The following is a 15,099-nucleotide window of genomic DNA, read 5'->3' as shown; positions in this document are numbered from 1 at the left end:
GGATTCCCCGCATGGCGGGTTCAGCTCTCCCACGCCCGCCGTTCGGCCTCGCGGGGGGCCTCGACCACGGACGGGCGGCCCGGGCCGAACGTCATCACCGGGCGGGCCGGGTCCCACCGGCGCCAGCCCGGGTCGCCCGTCGCCGCGAAGGCCACCCAGGCCGCGTGCATCGCAGCCGCCAGGTCCCGGGGCGCGTCCGGGCCCGTCAGGGCACGGGTCTCCGGCAGGTCGAGGGTGTCGAAGACGAAGCCGAGTTCGAGCGCGTGGCAGGCGCCGAGGCCGAGCACGGGGGAGCGCCAGCCGAACTCGTACAGATACGTTCCGGCGGGCGCGCCGTGGCGCAGCCGGGCGTCCGCGAGGGCGTTCAGCGGGATCCGCAGCAGCTTGTCCGTGGCGAGCGCGCCCAGGACCTCGCCCGGCTTCTCGTCCGGGCGGCCCGCGCGGTACACCCTGGCCGTACGGGACGGCACCTTCGTCTTCCGCAGCAGGAGCCGTTGGGTCAAGGGCCCCACCCGGTCGACGACCCCGCCCGGCACGAACCAGAGCCGGTACTCCTCGGTGGTCGTGCCCATCAGCAGCTCCACCTCGGCCGAGGCCCCGTCCGCGAGCGCCTCCGCCGGATCGCGTGGCACCACCTCGCCGTCCACGACGATCTGGAACGAGTGCCCGCCGGTCAACGGCGAGCCCTTCCCGGTCACCTCCGTCTGCGCCGCGAGCAGCCGTTCCCTGTCCACGCGCGCGAACGCCTCCGCCGTGGCCGGCACCTTCAGGCGCGCGGCCACCGCCTCGGTGGTCCTTCGGGCCGTGGCGAGCGTGCGCGCGACCGGGGCCCCGCTCTGCACCACCGCCCGCCGGAACAGGCCCTTCGCCCGCGGCGAGGCGAGCAGCGCGGCGATGCAGATCGCGCCCGCCGACTCGCCGAAGACCGTCACCCGCTCCGGGTCTCCGCCGAAGGCCGAGATGTTCTCCCGTACCCAGGTCATTGCGGCGATCTGGTCACGGAGGCCGAGGTTCGCCGGAGCGTCGGGGAAGACCCCGAAACCCTCGACGCCGAGCCGGTAGTTGACCGAGACGAGCACCACCCCGTCCCTGGCGAAGGCGGTGCCGTCGTAGACGGGAACAGCGGAGGAGCCGTGGATCAGCGAACCACCATGGATCCAGACCATGACCGGCCGTCCGTCCCCCGGCCCTCCGCCCCGCGGGTCCGGCGGTGCCGAACCGCCCCACGGCGCCCAGACGTTCAGGTTCAGGCAGTCGTCACCCGCGATGCCCGGGTCGGGGAGGAGCGCGTCGAGCGGCGGGGCGTACGGACGCTTCGGCGCCGTCGGACCGAAGGCCGTGGCCTCCCGTACGGCCTCCCAGGGCGCGGCCGGCTCCGGCGCCCGGAACCGCAGCGGGCCCACCGGCGCCCGCGCGTAGGGCACGCCGAGGAAGGCGGCCACGCCGTCCTCCAGGACACCCCGCAGCGCCCCGCACCGGGTACGGACCTCAGGCCCCCGCTCCGCCACCGACCCGCACCTCCCGCTCACCGTCGGAGTGCCGGACCAGCGCCCGCTTCAGGACCTTGCCCGTCGGGCCGAGCGGCAGTTCGTCGACGAAGCGCACGATCCGCGGGTACTTGTGCCGGCCGAGACGCTCCCGCGACCAGTCCACGAGCTCCTCCTCGGAGAGCGGCGCGGCGCCCTCCCGGCGCACCACCACCGCGCACACCTCCTCGCCCTTCGCCTCGTCCGGGACGCCGATCACGGCGACCTCCGAGAGCGAGGGATGGCGCACGAGCACCTCCTCGACCTCGCGCGGGTAGATGTTGAACCCGCCCCGGATGACCAGGTCCTTCTTCCGGTCGACGATCCGCAGGAAGCCGTCCTCGTCCCGTACGCCCAGGTCACCCGTCCGGAACCAGCCGTCCACGACCGCCGCGGCCGTCGCCTCCGGGTCGTCGAGGTATCCGGCGAAGACGTTGTGCCCGCGCACCACGACCTCCCCGGTCGCGCCGTCCGCGAGCAGCACGACCTCACGGTCGACGGCCGCGTCCGCGATGCCCACCTCGACGCCCCAGACCGGGTGCCCGACCGTCCCGGGCCTCCGGCCGAGGTGCGGCTGGTTGAACGTCGCGACCGGCGAGGTCTCCGTCAGGCCGTAGCCCTCGAGGACCTGGGTGTCGAACGTCGCCTCGAAGCGCTCCAGGACGGCGACCGGAAGGGCCGCCCCGCCCGACACGGCGGCACGCAGGGCCGCCGGACGCACCTCGGACCCGGCCGCCGCCTCCACGAGCGCGTGGTACATCGTCGGTACGCCCATGAAGACCGTGACGCCCTCGTCCGCGAGCACCCGCAGGGCCGCCGGGCCGCTGAACCGGGGCATCAGGACGAGCGTCGCGCCCTGCCGGAGCGTCCCGTTCATCGCGCAGGTCTGGCCGTAGCTGTGGAAGAGCGGCAGACAGCCGAGGACCACGTCACCGGCCCCGAGCCCGAGCAGGTCCTGCGAGGTCACGGACGCGTTCATGACGATGTTGAGGTGGGTGAGCAGCGCGCCCTTGGGGCGGCCCGTCGTCCCGCTCGTGTAAAGGATCACGGCGATGTCCGACGGCTCGGCCGGCTCGGGCGCGGCCAGCGGCTCCGCCGCGCCGGGCGCCCCCGGGAACGCGCGCACCCCGGCCGCCCGCGCCGCCTCGTCGGCGACCGCCCACAGCGGCCCCCCGCTCACGATCCCGACCGCGCCGCTGTGCTCCAGGACGTACCGCACCTCGTCGGCGACGAGCAGCGCGTGCACCGGAACGACCGTCGCCCCCGCGGCGAGCGCGCCGTAGTACACCCGGAGGAACTCGGTCGTGTTCGGCAGCAGGACGGCCAGCCGGTCGCCCGGCTTCACCCCGGCCTCGCGGAGCCCGGCGGCGCAGCGCAGGGCGTCCGTCCACAGCTCCCCGTAGGTGAGGCGGGTCGCGCCCTCGACGACCGCGATCCGGTCGGGGAAATGGCGTGCGGACTCGCCAAGCACGCCGGCGACGCTCAGTGACATGACACGCTCCAGAGACGCGGAGTCAACAGCTCTGTTGACGATCGGTGACACCGCACAGAATCCGTCGGGGCACCGCCCGGACGCCATGTGCAATCGCCCATCATGCGGCGCGCCCGACTGGGCAGCGGCCCCGCCGCCCGACGCCGGCCGTGGCATTCGCCAAATCCCGGCGCTACGGTGCCAGCCATGACGCACAGCTCGGCCGCACCCCGCGACCCCACGGGCGCGCGCCCCGGCGCACACCGCACCACCACGAGCGCCAGCGGCGGCTCCGGCGGCTCCGGCGGAGCCCACACCCCCCTCATCGGCTCCGGCGCGCTCCGGCGTTCCCTCGCCACGGCGATGCTCGCCGACGTCGACCGGCTCACCGACCGCGCCGTCGACGACATCCGCGCCCACTCCGGTACGTACGCCTCCGACGCCCCCGTCACCCGCGAGGACCTCTGGGAGATCTGCCGCGACAACCTGCTGCGCGCCCTGGAGGACTTCGGCGGCCTCACCGCGACCGGCGGCGACTTCGAGTGGGCGGCCCGCGAGACCGGCCGCCGCCGCGCCGAACAGGGCGTGCCGCTCGACACCGTGCTCCAGGCCTACCGGCGCGGCGGCCGCGTGCTCTGGCAGGTCATGGCCGAACACCTCAGGGCCAGGGCCGGTCGGGACGCCGACAGCCGGGACGTCGAACTCGACATGGCGAGCGGTGTCTGGGAGACCATCGACCGCTACTCGGTCGCGATGGCCGACGCGTACCGGATCGCCCAGCTGGAACTCCAGAGCCGCCAGGACACCCGGCGCGTCGCCCTCTTCGAGGCGCTGCTCGACGGCCGCGCCGACGACCCCGCCGTCGCCTCCGCCGCCGCGGCCGCGCTCGGAGTCCCCGCGGTCGACCGGTACGTCGTCGTGGTCGCCGCCCAGGACCCGGCCGCGCCGCCGCACCCCTCGCCCGTCCTGGAGGCCCAGGGCATGTGGTCCTTCTGGCGGCCCCGCTCCGGCCGGTACGCCGGCATCGTCCGGCTGCCCCGGCGCGACGCGCCCGCCGGCAGGCCCGCGGCGGCGGGCCGGGGAACCGACCCCGCCACGCGCGCGCTCCTCGCCGCCCTGCGCGAACGGACCGGGGCCACCGCGGGGGTCTCCCCGGAGTTCGAGCGCCTCTCCCAGGCGGGCCGCGCCCTGCGGCTCGCCGAGCAGACCCTCCGTACCCTCCGGGCGGGCAGCGGCGAGATCGCCGTCTTCGACGACCGGCTCGCCCAGGTGCTGCTCAGCGGGCGCGCCGACATCGCCGAGCGGATCGTCACCGTCCACCTCGGTCCCGTGCTCGCCACCGGCGGTGAGAGGACCGCGCTCCTCTCCACGCTCCGGGCCTGGCTCGACCACGGCTGCTCGGCCTCCCGGGCCGCGGACCAGCTCTACTGCCACCGCAACACCGTCCTCAACCGCATCGGCCGCGTCGCCGAGCTCACCGGCCGCTCCAGCGAGTCCGGCGAGGCCCGTCTCGGCTGGGCCCTGGCCCTGCGCGCCCTCCCGTACGCCGGCCTCGCGACCACCCCCGAACCGGCCGCGGGGGAGCGCGAGCCCGACGGCCCGTAGCCCGCCCGAACCGGCCGCCCGAGAGCGCGACGCCGCCGGAACGTAGGCTGGCCGGATGCAGGAGCAGTACCGCACGGTGGCCCACGAGGGTATGCACGAGACCGAGATCAACCGCTCGCGCTTCCTCTGCGCGCTCGCGCCCGTCGCCGACGAGCGGGAGGCGCAGGAGTTCGTCGCACGCATCCGCAAGGAGCACCCGACCGCCAGCCACAACTGCTTCGCGTACGTGCTCGGCGCCGACGCCTCCGTCCAGAAGGCGAGCGACGACGGCGAGCCCGGCGGCACGGCGGGCGTCCCCATGCTCCAGATGCTCCTGCGCCGCGAGATGCGGTACGTCGCCGCCGTCGTCACCCGCTACTACGGCGGCGTGAAGCTCGGCGCGGGCGGTCTGATCCGCGCGTACGGCGGCGTGGTCGGGGAGGCGCTCGACGCGGTCGGCACGGTGACCCGGCAGCGATTCCGGCTCGCCACCGTCACCGTCGACCACCAGCGGGCGGGCAAGCTGGAGAACGACCTGCGGGCGACCGGGCGGGCCGTCCGCGACGTACGGTACGCCGACGCCGTCACCATCGAGATCGGCCTCCCGGACAGTGACGTCCCCGCCTTCCGCGCCTGGCTCGCCGACGCCACCGCGGGCACGGCCTCGTTCGAACCGGGCGGCGAGGCGTACGGCACCGTGTGAGACGTGAGACGTCAGGCGCGAGGACCCCCGAGCGGCCCCGACCACACCCCCCGGCGGGATAGCGTGGAGGCCGCACACGACGGGAACCAGCGGCGAGGAGCGGCGCACATGCGGGGTGGGACGGCATCGTGAGGCTCCTGCACACCTCGGACTGGCACCTCGGCCGGTCCTTCCACCGCGTCGGCCTCCTCGGCGCCCAGGCCGCCTTCCTCGACCACCTCGTCGCGACCGTCCACGAGCACCGCGTCGACGCCGTCCTCGTCGCCGGTGACGTCTACGACCGTGCCGTGCCCCCGCTGCCCGCCGTCGAGCTGTTCGACACCGCGCTGCACCGCCTCGCCGAGGCCGGCGTGCCCACCGTCATGATCTCCGGCAACCACGACTCGGCCCGCCGCCTCGGCGTCGGCGCCGGACTCATCCAGCGGGCCGGCATCCACCTCCGTACCGACCCCGCCGGCATCGGCACCCCCGTCGTCCTCACCGACGACCACGGCGAGATCGCCCTCTACGGCCTGCCCTACCTCGAACCCGCCCTCGTCAGGGACCAGCTCGGCGCCGAGAAGGCCGGCCACGAGGCCGTGCTCCGCGTCGCCATGGACCGGGTCCGCGCCGACCTCGCCGGCCGGCCCGCCGGAACCCGCTCCGTCGTCCTCGCCCACGCCTTCGTCGCCGGCGGCGCGCCCAGCGACAGCGAGCGGGACATCACCGTCGGCGGCGTCGCCGCCGTCCCCACCGGGGTCTTCGACGGTGTCGACTACGTCGCCCTCGGCCACCTCCACGGCAGCCAGACCCTCACCCCGCGCGTGCGCTACTCCGGCTCCCCCCTCGCGTACTCCTTCTCCGAGGCCGACCACCGCAAGACGATGTGGCTGATCGACCTGGGCCCCGGCGGCCCCGACAGCTCCGACGGCCCAGGCGGCGCCGTCCTCGCCGCCGAACGCCTCGACTGCCCCGTCCCCCGCCCCCTCGCCCGGATCAGGGGCCGGCTCGACGACCTCCTCGACGACCCCGCGCTCACGCCCCACGAACAGTCCTGGGTCGAGGCCACGCTCACCGACCCGGTGCGCCCCGCCGAACCGATGGCCCGGCTCACCGGGCGCTTCCCGCACACCCTGAACCTGGTCTTCGACCCCGACCGGACCGGCGACGACCCCGCCGCCTCCTACGCCCAGCGGCTCCGGGACCGCACCGACCAGCAGATCGCGGAGGACTTCGTGGCCCACGTGCGCGGCGGCGCGGCCCTCGACGGGGCCGAGCGGACGGTCCTGTACGGGGCCTTCGACGACGTGCGGGTCGACACGGCCGAGCGCGAGGTGGGCCGGTGAGGCTGCACCGCCTGGAGATCACCGCGTTCGGCCCCTTCGGCGGCACGCAGACCGTCGACTTCGACGCCCTGTCCTCCGCCGGCCTCTTCCTCCTCCACGGGCCGACCGGCGCCGGGAAGACCTCCGTCCTCGACGCCGTCTGCTTCGCCCTGTACGGGAGCGTGCCCGGCGTCCGCCAGAACCCCGGCACCTCCCTGCGCAGCGACCACGCCGCCGTCGGCACGTCCACCGAGGTCGTCCTCGAACTGACCGTGGGGGAGCGGCGCCTGGAGATCACCCGGCGCCCCGCCCAGCAGCGCCCCAAGAAGCGCGGCGAGGGCTTCACCACCGAGAAGGCCCAGACCTGGCTGCGCGAGTACGACCCCGCCACCGGCACCTGGGCCGGTCTCAGCCGCTCCCACCAGGAGATAGGGGAGGAGGTCACCCAGCTCGTCGGCATGAGCCGCGAGCAGTTCTGCCAGGTCGTCCTCCTCCCGCAGGGCGACTTCGCCCGCTTCCTGCGCGCCGACGCCGAGGCCCGCGGCAGGCTCCTCGGCCGCCTCTTCGACACCCGCCGCTTCGCCGCCGTCGAGGAGCGCCTCGCCGACCTCCGGCGCGCCGCGCAGCAGCAGGTCGAGGAGGGGGACGAGCGGCTCCTCGCCCTCGCCCACCGCATGGGCCAGGCCGCCGGCGGCCTCGCCGTCGCCCGTACCTCCGTCGACGGCCGCCCCGGCGACCCCGGGCTCGCCGACGCGGTCCTCACCTGGGCCGCCGTCGCCCGCACCGAGGCGCGGGAAGCCCTCGACATCGCGGGTGTACGGCTGGCCGCCGCCGAGGCCGGGCAGGGCGCCGCGCGCGCCGCCCTCGACGCCGAGAACGACCTCGCCGCCCGCCAGGCCCGGCACGCTGACGCGCTCCTCCGGCAGGAGCGGCTCACCGCCCGCGCCCCCGAGCGCGACCGGCTCCAGGCCGCCCTCGACCGCAGCCTCAAGGCGGACCGGGTGGCGCCCGCCCTCGGACTGCGCCAGGACGCCGAGCGCGAGCACGCCACCGCGCACATCGCCCGCGAACGCTCCCGCGCCCAGCTGCCCCCCGACCTCGCCGACGCCGGGGCCGACCACCTCTCCGCGCTCGAACACCGGCTCCGCGAGGAGCTCGGCGGCCTGGAGGCCGCCCGCCGCGCCGAGCGCCGCGCGGCCACGATCGCCGAGGAGCACACCGCCCTCGCCCGCGAGGCACGCGCCGACGACGACGTCCTGCGGGACGCGGCCGACTGGCTCGCCGACTGGGAACCGCGACGCGCCGCGCTCACCGAACGCGTCGAGGCGGCACGGGACGCCGCCGCCCGTGCCGAACACCTCGCGGGCCGCCTGGAACCCGCCCGCCGCAGGCTCGCCGCGGCCCGCCGCCGCGACGCCCTCGCCGAGGACACCCGGACCGCCGAGAGCCGCCTCGCGGACGCCCGCGAGCGCCGGAACACCGCCCACGAGAGCTGGCTCGACGTCAAGTCCCGCCGCCTGGAGGGCATCGCGGCCGAACTCGCCGTCACCCTCGCCGACGGCGACCCCTGCCAGGTCTGCGGCTCCACCGCCCACCCGGCCCCCGCCCGCACCACCGCCGACCACGTCGACCGGGCCACCGAGGACGCCGCCTACGCGTCCTACACCCGCGCCGAGGAGACCCGTACGGCCGCCGAACGCGAACTGGCCGTCACCCGCGAGTCCTGGTCCACGGCCCGCACGGAGGCCCTCGCGGGCGCCGCACCTTCCGACGCGGACGACCCCTCCGTCCGTGAACTCGCCCACGAGGTGGAGGAGTTGACGCTCCTGCACGCCGAGGCCCATGCGCTCGCCGGGCAGAGCCACAGCGCACGGGAGACGCTCGCGCGGGCCGAGCGGGAGTACGAGGAGCGGGTCGGCGCGCAGCGGGAGGCCGAGCGGCGGGTCGCCGCCAGGACCTCGCGGCGCGAGGCCCTGGAACGCGAACAGACCGCGCTCGACGAGGAACTCGCCCTGGGGCGTGGAGCGTTCGGCACGGTGGCCGAGCACGCCACCCGCCTGGAGCGGCGGATCGCCCTCCTGGTCGACGCCACCGGAGCCGTACGCTCCGCCGAACTCGCCGCCCAGCGACTCAAGGAGGCCGACGACCGGCTCGCCGACGCCGCCTACCGCGCGGGCTTCGCCACCCCGGCCGAGGCCGCCGCCGCGCTCCTGCGCGAGGGCGAGCGCCGGGACCACCAGCACCGCGTGGACGCCTGGCAGGCCGAGGCGGCCGCCGTCGCGGACCGGCTCGCCGAGCCCGGCACCGCGGCCGCCGCGGCCCTCCCGCCCGCCGACCCCGCGGCCGCCGGGGCCGCCCACACGGCGGCCGAACGCGCGCTCCGCGAGGCCGCGTCCGCCCTGGCCGCCGCCCGCGAGCGGGTGGCGGACCTCGCCGGCCTGTCCCGCAAGGCCGCGACCGAGGTGCGCCGCCTGGGGCCGCTCCGCGAGGAGTACGACCGCGTCGCCCGTCTCGCGGCCCTCACCGCCGGCACCTCGGCCGAGAACGAACGCCGGATGCGCCTGGAGTCGTACGTCCTCGCGGCCCGTCTCGAACAGGTCGCCGCCGCCGCGACCGCCCGCCTCCAGCGGATGTCCTCCGGCCGCTACACCCTCGTCCACTCCGACGCCCGCTCCGGCGGCAAGCGGGCCGGGCTCGGGCTGCACGTCGTCGACTCCTGGACCGGCAACGAACGCGACACGGCCACGCTCTCCGGCGGCGAGACCTTCTTCGCCTCGCTCGCCCTGGCCCTCGGCCTCGCCGACGTCGTCACGGACGAGGCGGGCGGCGTACGGCTCGACACCCTCTTCATCGACGAGGGCTTCGGCAGCCTCGACGAGCAGACCCTCGACGAGGTCCTCGACGTCCTCGACTCCCTGCGCGAGCGGGACCGCAGCGTCGGCATCGTCAGCCACGTCGGCGATCTGCGCCGTCGGATCCCGGCCCAGCTGGAGGTCGTCAAGGCACGGCAGGGCTCCGCCGTGCGGCTGCGCACCGGAGGGGACGCGCTCAGCGGCTGAGCGAACGCCGGGGCAGCGGCGAGGAGTAGACGATGCTGGTGGTCACCGCGCCGAGCGTGGAGACCTTCCCGGTGGTCTCCTCCAGGTGCTTCATGGAACGGGCGGCGACCTTGAGGACGAAGCAGTCGTCGCCGGTGACGTGGTGGGCCTCCAGGACCTCCGGCGTGCTGCCGAGCAGATCGTGGAACGGCTTGTAGTTGCCGTGCGGGTAGCGCAGCCGTACGAAGGCGAGGATGGGAAGGCCGAGCCGGTCCTGGTCGACGATCGCCGTGTACCCGGTGATCACCCCCGCCTCCTCCAGGCGCCGTACCCGCTCGGTCACCGCGGACGGCGACATCGACACCGTACGGGCGAGCTCGGCGAAGCTTGCGCGGCCCTCGGTCTGGAGGGCTTCGAGGATGCGCCAGTCGGTGGCGTCGGGGGTGTAGTCGGTGGTCATGGACGAGGAATAGCAGGGGATTCCCCGGTCGATCAAGTGATCGGCCGGGGAATCCCGTCGGTGACGGGCTACAGGCGCGAGAGTTCCTCGACCAGGTCGTCGAGGCCGAGCGGCCCTTGCGAGAGGGCCGCCATGTGCCAGGCCTTCGCGTCGAACGCGTCACCGCGCGCCGCCCGCGCGTTGGCACGGCCGAGCAGCCAGGCGCGCTCGCCCAGCTTGTAGCCGATGGCCTGTCCCGGCATCGACAGGTAGCGGGTCATCTCGCTCTCCACGAACGACGGCGGACGGCTGCTGTGCCGCTGGAAGAACTCCTGGGCGAGCTCCGGGGTCCACCGCTCGCCCGGGCGGAACGGCGAGTCCGCCGGGATCTCCAGGCCCAGGTGCATGCCGATGTCCACGATGACCCGGCACGCGCGCATCATCTGGCCGTCCAGGTAGCCGAGCCGCCGCTCCGCGTCGGGCAGGAAACCGAGCTCGTCCATCAGGCGCTCCGCGTACAGCGCCCAGCCCTCCATGTTGGCGCTGACCTTGCCGATGGTCGCCTGGTAGCGGGAGAGCCGGTCGGCGACGTGCACCCACTGCGCGATCTGGAGGTGATGGCCGGGCACGCCCTCGTGGTACCAGGTCGACACCAGGTCGTACACCGGGAAGCGGGCCGTGCCGTCCACCGGCAGCCAGGTGCGGCCGGGCCGCGAGAAGTCCTCGGACGGGCCGGTGTAGTACGGCGCGGCGGCGCCGCCCGGCGGGGCGATGCGGGACTCCACGCGGCGGACCGGGTCGGCCAGTTCGAAGTGGGTGCCGTCGAGGGCCTCGATGGCCTCGTCCATGAGCTGCTGCAGCCAGCCCCTGACCTCCTCCACCCCCTCGATGTGCGTGCCGTGCTCGTCGAGGTGGGCGAGTGCCTCCCAGGGGTCGGCGCCCGGCAGGATCCGTTCGGCCTCGGTCCGCATCTCGCCGAGCAGCCGGTGGTACTCGGTCCAGCCGTACGCGTACGCCTGGTCGAGGTCCAGGTCGGTGCCGTTGAAGTAGCGGGTCCAGCGCTGGTACCGCTCGCGGCCCACCGTGTCGGGGGCGTCCGCCACGGCGGGGGCGTACACGTCCCGCATCCAGTCCCGCAGTGCCGTGACGGATGCGGTGGCGCCCCGCCCGGCCCGCGCGAGTTCGGCGCGCAGCTCCTCGGGCAGGGTGTCGGGCCGCGCGGCGGCGAACTCCTCGAACCAGCCCGGCCTTCCGCTCTCCGTGCCGGACCACTCGGTGAGCTGGTCGACGAAGGTGGCGGTGGGCCGCGGCCCGCCGAACAGCTTGCGTTCGAGACCGAGCGCGAGTGAGGAACGGTAGCCCTCGAGGGCCGCCGGGACCGCGCGCAGCCGGGACGCGACCGCCGCCCAGTCCTCCTCGGTCTCCGTCGCCATCACGGTGAAGGCGATCCGGACGCTGTGCGCCGGCGAGCGCATGTTGCTGACCGCGCACAGGCCCTCCTCGGCCTCGTGCATGGCGAGTTCCGCCGTCAGACGCTCCCGCAGCAGCCGGGCGCACCGCCGCTCGGCCTCGCTGTCCGCGCCCGGCGCGCGCTCGGCCTCGTCGAGCCGGGCGAGCGTCCGGCGGGCGAGGTCGGCCACCGCCCGCTGGCCGGCGGGCGAGAAGTCGGGCAGCAGTCCGGCGCTCTCCTTGACTCCCAGGTACGTACCGGTGATCGGGTCGAGGGCGATGAGTGCGTCGACGTGGTCGTCGGCGACCTGGCGGGGCAGCGTGCTGCTGGAAGTCTCTGGCATGGGGGCCATCCTGGCCTCTTCCGCAAGCCCCCGTCACCCGTGTCCGGCCTCAGTCGGCTGACAAGGAAGGGCCCGCCGAGGGCGGCAGGAGCGGGCCGCACTCCCACTCCTGGAAGATCAACCGGGTCTCGACGCGGGCCACCTCGCGGCGCGAGGTGAACTCGTCGAGGACGAGTCGTTGCAGGTCGGAGGGGTCCGCGACGGCCACGTGCACCAGGTAGTCGTCGGGCCCCGTCAGATGGAACAGGGCACGGGACTCCGGGAGGGCCCGGATCCGGTCGACGAACGGACCGATCAGTTCCCGCCGGTGCGGGCGGACCTGCACGAGAAGGAGCGCTTCGAGCCCACGGCCGAGTTTGGCCGGATCTAGTCGTAGCTGATGACCGAGGATCACGCCCGTGCGACGGAGCCGCGCCACCCGGTCCAGGCAGGTGGAGGGCGCCACCCCGACCTCGGCGGCGAGTTCACGGTAGGTGGTCCGGGCGTCGTTCTGCAGAAGGCGAAGAATGTGCAGATCGACCGCGTCCAGTACGACAGAATCGGCCATCGGTCGAACGTAGCACGGCGTTTTCCCGCTACTTCCCGGTATCCGTTCACAGTGCCGCCATGGACGCCATGGACTACGGCCTCTCGGCCACCCCGAGGGCCCTCGCCACCGAAGCCGTGCACGCCGGCCGCGAAGACCTCGCCTCGCTCGGTCTGCACGCCCCGCCGATCGACCTGTCCACCACCTACCCCTCGTACGACGCGCGGGCCGAGGCCGCGCGGATCGACGAGTTCGCCACCACCGGCGCCCGGCTCGACGGGCCGCCCGTCTACGCCCGGCTCGACAACCCCACCGTGGCCCGCTTCGAGGAGGCCCTCGCCCGCCTCGAGGGGACCGAGTCGGCCGTCGCCTTCGCCAGCGGCATGGCGGCCCTCACCGCCGTGCTCCTCGCCCGGGCGAGCCAGGGCCTGCGGCACGTCGTGGCGGTCCGCCCGCTGTACGGCTGCAGCGACCACCTCCTCGACGCGGGACTGCTCGGCACCGAGGTGACCTGGACCGATCCCGCGGGCATAGCGGAGGCGATCCGGCCCGACACCGGCTTGGTCATGGTGGAGTCACCCGCCAACCCGACCCTCGCCGAGGCGGACATCCGCGCCCTCGCGCACTCCTGCGGCTCCGTGCCGCTCCTGGTCGACAACACCTTCGCCACGCCGGTGCTCCAGCGGCCCGTCGAGCAGGGCGCGCGCCTCGTGCTGCACAGCGCCACCAAGTACCTGGGCGGCCACGGCGACGTCATGGGCGGAGTCGTCGCCTGCGACGAGGAGTTCGCCCGTACCCTCCGCCAGGTGCGCTTCGCCACCGGCGGTGTGCTGCACCCGCTCGCCGGCTATCTGCTGCTGCGCGGTCTCGCCACCCTGCCGGTACGGGTACGGGCGGCGTCCGCGACGGCCGCGGAGCTCGTACGGCGGCTGGCCACCGACCCCCGGATCGCGCGGGTCCACTACCCCCGGATCGGCGGCGCGATGATCGCCTTCGAGGTGTACGGCGACCCGCACGACGTCATCGCGAGCGTACGGCTCATCACCCCCGCCGTAAGCCTCGGCAGCGTCGACACCCTCATCCAGCACCCGGCCTCCATCAGCCACCGGATCGTGGCCGAGGGCGACCGGCGCTCGGCGGGAGTGAGCGACCGGCTGCTGAGGATGTCGGTCGGTCTCGAGGACGTCGAGGACCTGTGGCGGGACCTGACCGAGGCGCTCAGCGCTCCGCGCGCCGAGGCCCCTCCGACCGCTGCTCCTGCTGCTGTTCCTGCGTCTGCGGGCGGCCGGCCGGTCGCGGTGCCGAGGCCAGCCGGGCTGTGATCACCAGGGTGCCCTCCTCGATCTGGTAGTCGAGGGGAAGGTTCAGCGCCCGCATCGCGGCCACCATCCCCGTGTTGGACGACTGGGTCACCGCGTACACGCTCGCGCAGCCGGCCTCCTCGGCCATCGCCACGAGCCGGCCGAGGAGCTCGGAGCCGATGCCGCGCCGCTGCCAGTCGTCCTCCACCATCAGCGCGACCTCCGTCTCGTCGCCGTCCCAGAGCAGATGCCCGAGGGCGACGAGCCGGCCGGAGGTCGTCTGCACGGCGAGGGTGCGCCCGAAGCGGGGGCTGAGCAGATGGTCGAGGTAGCGGTCGGCGTCACCGACCGGGCCGTGGTAGCGCAGGCTGAGGGTGCGGGCCGAGCAGCGGTCGTGCATGGCCCGCGCGGCGGACAGGTCGCGCTGGTCGGCGCGGCGGACGGTGATCTCGTTGCCCTCGGGCAGGGTCAGCACGTCCTGGCTGCGCGGGACGCGCGGGCCGAGCCGGGCGTCGAGTTCGACCAGGGCGCGGGCCCGGGCGAACTCGGTCGGGGTGAAGGGGAGATAGGGCCGCTCCACGATGAGCGTGCCGCCGTGGGGGTCGCGCAGCCGCATCACCGTCTCCTCCAGGACGCCTTCGACCGGGGCGTGTTCGCCGGTGGGGCGGCCGGTGAGCGAGACGGCGGGCACGGAGTGGAGGGTGCAGCGGCCGAGGAGCTGGCGCAGCGCGAGCGGCAGTTCGGCCGCGTCGAGCGCGGTGCGGGTGGCGAGGCCGAGGACCCGGGTGGGGGTGTCCACCAGGTCATGGGCGTCGGCCCGCTCGGTCCAGGTGTCACGGCCGCCCGCCGCGGCGGTCTCGCGGCTGAGGGCGTGGGCGGAGAGGTCGGCGGGGGCACGCAGCAGGAACTCGTCGACCGTGCCGTCGGCGAGCGGATGCGTCTGGAGGGTGAGGATGTCCACGCCAAGCCGGGCGAGGACCGTGCACAGGGCGGCGAGGCTGCCCGGGGTGTCCGCGACGGTGGTACGCATCCGCCACAGCGCGGTCTCGACGGGCACCCCCTCCGCGTGCTCCTCCGCCCGGTGCGCCCCCGTCTCCGCCGTCCTCGCCGTGTGGGCCGTCGCGGCCGGGCGGGTCGCGGGGGAGTGCCCGCCGGCGGGACCGGCGGGCGGGGCATGGCTCGCATGGCTGTGCCTCCGTGCCCACCAGGTGTGGAAGCCGGCGGTGGCGACCAGCGCGATCGCCGAGAACACCAGCAGGTAGTGGCCGTCGGGGCCCTTGGCGATGGTCTTGGCGATCGTGTCGGCGACCACCACGGCGGTGAACAGGGCGGCGAGTTCGATCAGGTCGTGCCGCCAGTGGTGGGGGCGGCGGGCGCTCTTCGAAGACGTCACATCGGTCATGACCTCACTGTG

Annotated in this window: 11 protein-coding genes; 5 read left to right on the top strand and 6 right to left on the bottom strand. The window is 74.9% G+C overall.

Annotated elements, in window-relative coordinates:
* Positions 1 to 20 precede the first annotated feature (20 nt).
* Both ABT034_RS22610 and ABT034_RS22605 read right to left on the bottom strand, forming a co-directional pair.
* Positions 21 to 1,508 (bottom strand): carboxylesterase/lipase family protein, encoded by a 1,488-nt coding sequence (locus ABT034_RS22610; RefSeq protein WP_351217909.1) that lies wholly within the window; start codon positions 1,506 to 1,508, stop codon positions 21 to 23.
* Entirely contained in the window at positions 1,489 to 3,018 is a 1,530-nt protein-coding gene (locus tag ABT034_RS22605; protein WP_351217907.1) for a long-chain-fatty-acid--CoA ligase, read from the bottom strand. The genes ABT034_RS22610 and ABT034_RS22605 overlap by 20 nt, the downstream gene beginning before the upstream one ends.
* A 186-nt stretch (positions 3,019 to 3,204) precedes the next feature.
* Here ABT034_RS22605 and ABT034_RS22600 point away from each other — a divergent pair, with 186 nt between their 5' ends.
* From ABT034_RS22600 to ABT034_RS22585, 4 genes are all read left to right on the top strand, one after another.
* Entirely contained in the window at positions 3,205 to 4,602 is a 1,398-nt protein-coding gene (locus ABT034_RS22600) for a PucR family transcriptional regulator (RefSeq protein ID WP_351217905.1), read from the top strand.
* A gap of 55 nt (positions 4,603 to 4,657) precedes the next feature.
* Positions 4,658 to 5,284, top strand: coding sequence for a YigZ family protein (locus ABT034_RS22595; protein ID WP_351217903.1), 627 nt, complete (start codon positions 4,658 to 4,660; stop codon positions 5,282 to 5,284).
* 128 nt (positions 5,285 to 5,412) lie between these two features.
* On the top strand, positions 5,413 to 6,609 hold the full coding sequence (locus tag ABT034_RS22590; protein WP_351217901.1) for an exonuclease SbcCD subunit D: 1,197 nt from the start codon (positions 5,413 to 5,415) through the stop codon (positions 6,607 to 6,609).
* Complete coding sequence (locus tag ABT034_RS22585) at positions 6,606 to 9,647, top strand: AAA family ATPase (RefSeq protein ID WP_351217899.1); 3,042 nt, start codon at positions 6,606 to 6,608, stop codon at positions 9,645 to 9,647. Before ABT034_RS22590 ends, ABT034_RS22585 begins: the two co-directional genes overlap by 4 nt.
* On the opposite strand, the gene ABT034_RS22580 is transcribed toward ABT034_RS22585, so the two are convergent.
* The 3 genes from ABT034_RS22580 to ABT034_RS22570 form a co-directional block, all read right to left on the bottom strand.
* Positions 9,637 to 10,086, bottom strand: coding sequence for an Lrp/AsnC family transcriptional regulator (locus ABT034_RS22580; RefSeq protein ID WP_351217897.1), 450 nt, complete (start codon positions 10,084 to 10,086; stop codon positions 9,637 to 9,639). The two genes, ABT034_RS22585 and ABT034_RS22580, sit on opposite strands and share 11 nt — an antisense overlap.
* A 68-nt stretch (positions 10,087 to 10,154) precedes the next feature.
* Complete coding sequence (locus tag ABT034_RS22575) at positions 10,155 to 11,858, bottom strand: DUF885 domain-containing protein (protein ID WP_351217895.1); 1,704 nt, start codon at positions 11,856 to 11,858, stop codon at positions 10,155 to 10,157.
* Positions 11,859 to 11,907: 49 nt separating this feature from the next.
* The gene (locus tag ABT034_RS22570; RefSeq protein WP_030209403.1) at positions 11,908 to 12,405 is read right to left on the bottom strand and encodes an Lrp/AsnC family transcriptional regulator; all 498 of its coding nucleotides are present in this window, start codon (positions 12,403 to 12,405) and stop codon (positions 11,908 to 11,910) included.
* 59 nt (positions 12,406 to 12,464) lie between these two features.
* Between ABT034_RS22570 and ABT034_RS22565 the strand changes: the two genes are divergently transcribed.
* On the top strand, positions 12,465 to 13,706 hold the full coding sequence (locus tag ABT034_RS22565) for a trans-sulfuration enzyme family protein (RefSeq protein ID WP_502973016.1): 1,242 nt from the start codon (positions 12,465 to 12,467) through the stop codon (positions 13,704 to 13,706).
* Here ABT034_RS22565 and ABT034_RS22560 read toward each other — a convergent pair.
* Positions 13,603 to 15,087, bottom strand: a complete 1,485-nt coding sequence (locus ABT034_RS22560; protein ID WP_351217893.1) for a GNAT family N-acetyltransferase — start codon at positions 15,085 to 15,087, stop codon at positions 13,603 to 13,605. The two genes, ABT034_RS22565 and ABT034_RS22560, sit on opposite strands and share 104 nt — an antisense overlap.
* Positions 15,088 to 15,099 lie beyond the last annotated feature (12 nt).

The organism is Streptomyces sp. NPDC002773, assembly GCF_040295605.1.
Lineage (GTDB): Bacteria > Actinomycetota > Actinomycetes > Streptomycetales > Streptomycetaceae > Streptomyces.
The sequence above is the reverse complement of the archived record's forward strand: the minus strand, read 5'-3'. Positions and strand labels throughout refer to the sequence as shown.

Bases quoted from the DNA above. Each gene is read 5' to 3' on its own strand.
- ABT034_RS22605 (WP_351217907.1), bottom strand. From the start codon at position 3,018: ATGTCACTGAGCGTCGCCGGCGTGCTTGGCGAGTCCGCACGCCATTTC.
- ABT034_RS22600 (WP_351217905.1), top strand. From the start codon at position 3,205: ATGACGCACAGCTCGGCCGCACCCCGCGACCCCACGGGCGCGCGCCCC.
- ABT034_RS22595 (WP_351217903.1), top strand. From the start codon at position 4,658: ATGCAGGAGCAGTACCGCACGGTGGCCCACGAGGGTATGCACGAGACC.
- ABT034_RS22580 (WP_351217897.1), bottom strand. From the start codon at position 10,086: ATGACCACCGACTACACCCCCGACGCCACCGACTGGCGCATCCTCGAA.
- ABT034_RS22575 (WP_351217895.1), bottom strand. From the start codon at position 11,858: ATGCCAGAGACTTCCAGCAGCACGCTGCCCCGCCAGGTCGCCGACGAC.
- ABT034_RS22570 (WP_030209403.1), bottom strand. From the start codon at position 12,405: ATGGCCGATTCTGTCGTACTGGACGCGGTCGATCTGCACATTCTTCGC.
- ABT034_RS22565 (WP_502973016.1), top strand. From the start codon at position 12,465: ATGGACGCCATGGACTACGGCCTCTCGGCCACCCCGAGGGCCCTCGCC.
- ABT034_RS22560 (WP_351217893.1), bottom strand. From the start codon at position 15,087: ATGACCGATGTGACGTCTTCGAAGAGCGCCCGCCGCCCCCACCACTGG.